Annotated in this window: 2 protein-coding genes; both read left to right on the forward strand. The window is 66.1% G+C overall.

The window, feature by feature from the left end; translation table 11 throughout:
• Positions 1 to 114 precede the first annotated feature (114 nt).
• The gene (locus tag WCB02_RS28105) at positions 115 to 1,524 is read left to right on the forward strand and encodes an MFS transporter (RefSeq protein ID WP_423963019.1); all 1,410 of its coding nucleotides are present in this window, start codon (positions 115 to 117) and stop codon (positions 1,522 to 1,524) included.
• 3 nt (positions 1,525 to 1,527) lie between these two features.
• A partial coding sequence (locus tag WCB02_RS28110) for an acyl-CoA dehydrogenase family protein (RefSeq protein ID WP_423963020.1) occupies positions 1,528 to 2,689 on the forward strand: 1,162 nt, incomplete at its 3' end.

Raw genomic sequence — 2,689 nt, forward strand, 5'->3', positions numbered from 1 at the left:
ACGGTGGGGTGGGCTTGCCGTTCGCCGCGAACACGGAGTAGCCTGATCGATACGGCGCTGCGCAGGCGCGACGCCCGCCGCAAAAAAGATCAAGAAGCGCCAAGGGGAAATGCCATGTTCGATGAGCTCGATCGACGCACGAGTCTGACCGGCAATCAGATCAAGATCCTTGCCGCCGCGATCCTCGGCGATGCGCTGGAATTTTTCGATTACTTCCTGATCGGCTTCGTGCTCGCCTTCCTGATCGGGCCGTGGAAGCTCACGTTCGGCCAATCCGCAACCGTTTTGATGAGTTCCGGCATCGGCGCAATCCTCGGCGCCTATGCCTGGGGCTGGCTCGCCGATCGCATCGGCCGCCGCGTGGTCTTCATCGGGACCGTGCTCAACTTCTCGATTGCGACCGGCCTGCTCTATTTCACGCCCGACGATGGCTGGATCTATCTCGCGGTGATGCGCTTCTTCGTCGGCACCGGCGTCGGCGGGCTGTATTGCGTCGACCTGCCGCTGGTGCAGGAGTTCATGCCCGCCTCCAAACGCGGCTGGGTCGGCGGCCTCGTCACCTGCGTGATCCCGCTCGGAGTCGGCCTCGGCGCCGTGCTGGGCGCGGTGATGGGCAACGATCAGTGGCGGCTGTTGTTCGCCATCGGCGTGCTGCCGGCGCTGCTCGTGCTGCTGGTCCGGCTGTGGGTTCCGGAAAGCCCGCGCTGGCTCTGCCGCCAGGGACGCTATGAGGAGGCGCGCAAGTCGCTGGCCTGGACGCTGCAGGTCGACCCCTCTGCGCTGCCGATGCCGACCGCCGCCGATGCCGGTCCGATCGTGGTCAGCAACTGGCTCGACCTGTTCAAATATCCGCGCAGCCTGCTGGTCTCCTGGCTCGGCAATGCCGGCGCGCAGACAGGGGTCTACGGCATCACGCTGTGGGCGCCCTCGCTGTTCGTCCTGCTCTTGAAGGTGACGCCGCAGGAAGCAGCCAAGATGATGATCCTGCTCAGCGTCTTCGGCTTCATGGGTCGGCTGTCCTTCTCCTTCTTCTCGGAGATCATGGGACGGCGCAACGCCGGCGGACTTTTGGGTTTCGGCGCGGGCTTCCTGACCATCCTGGCGGGCTACAATTATGATGCGACCTTGATGGGCGTGTCGGCGTTCTGGCTGATCCTGGCACTCACCTTCTTCTTCGCCGACGGCGGCTTTGCCATCGTCGGTCCCTACGCGGCCGAAGTCTGGCCCTCGCATTTGCGAACATCGGGCATGGGCTCAGCCTATGGCTTTGGCGGCATCGGCAAGATCATCGGGCCGGTCGGACTCGCGCTGATCATCGGCTCCAACAACTATCTCAAGCCTGACGTCCCGCTGCCCGAGATACCCCTGGCTTTCCTCTATCTCGGCTGCTGGTTCCTGATGACCGGCGCGGTCTATTATTTTTTTGGAATGGAGACGAGGGGCAAGTCCATCGAGCAGATCGACCGGGAATTGACGGCAACCACGTCCTTGCTTCCCGGAGTGGGCGCCAAGAGGACCGCCTGACCCATGCCGATCGCAGCTTTCGCCGACCTTGCGGGCGACCGTCACCTGATCGCGCGGGCCGAGGCGGTCCGATCGGCGGTGGCCGCCGCCGCCGCCGATATCGAGAAACACCGCCGATTGCCGCCGGCACTGCTCGACCGGCTGCACCAGGCGGAGCTGTTTCGCCTGCTGCTGCCGCGCGCGCAGAGCGGCATCGAGACCGATCCCGTGACCTTCTTCCATGTGATCGAGACCATCGCACAAGCCGACGGTTCAACGGCCTGGTGCCTGAGCCAGGCCGGCGGCTGCGCGATGGCGGCGGCCTATCTCGATCTGCCGGTGGCGCATGCAATCTTCGGTGGCGATCCGCGCGCGGTGCTGGCATGGGGACCCGGTCCCAGGGTCAGGGCGGTTGAATGCGAGGGCGGCTACCGGGTCAGCGGCGTCTGGGCCTTCGCCTCGGGCGGCCGTCATGCCACCTGGCTCGGCGCGCATTGCCCGGTCTTTGCGGCCGACGGCTCCCCCCGGCTCGACGACAACGGCGTGCAGCTGGAGCGCACAATGCTGGTGCCGAGCTGCGACGTGGCGTGGACTGACATCTGGACCACGGTCGGCCTGCGCGGCACCGCGAGCGACCAGTTCGCGCTCGAGGACTTTTTCGTGCGCGCCGATCACTCGATCACGCGCGAGTTCGACCGCGAATGCCGCGAGAGCGGCCCGCTCTACCGCATGGGCGCCGGCACCTGCTATCAGGTCGGCTTCGCCGGTGTCGCCTGCGGCATCGCGCGCGGCGCGCTCGACTGCTTCATCGACCTGGCGCGCAACAAGGTGCCGCGCGGCACTATTAAGCCGCTGCGCGACAATGCCGTGGTGCAGACCGGCCTGGCCCAGGCCGAACTCGACCTCCGCGCCGCCCGCGGTTTCGTGCTGCAATCGATGGCCGAGATCTGGAAGCATCTCTGCGCGGGAGCGCTGATCACGGTCGAACAGCGCATCACGGTTCGCATGGCCGCAACCCATGCCATTCACAAGGCGCGCGAGGCGGTCGACTTCGCCTACAACGCCGCCGGCGCCACCGCCATCTTCGAGAGCCATCCGCTGGAGCGCCGCTTCCGCGACATCCACACCGTCACCCAGCAATTGCAGGGCCAGATCCGGCATTTCGAAACCGTCGGCGCCTGGATGC

The organism is Bradyrhizobium sp. (genome assembly GCF_049581145.1).
GTDB lineage: Bacteria > Pseudomonadota > Alphaproteobacteria > Rhizobiales > Xanthobacteraceae > Bradyrhizobium.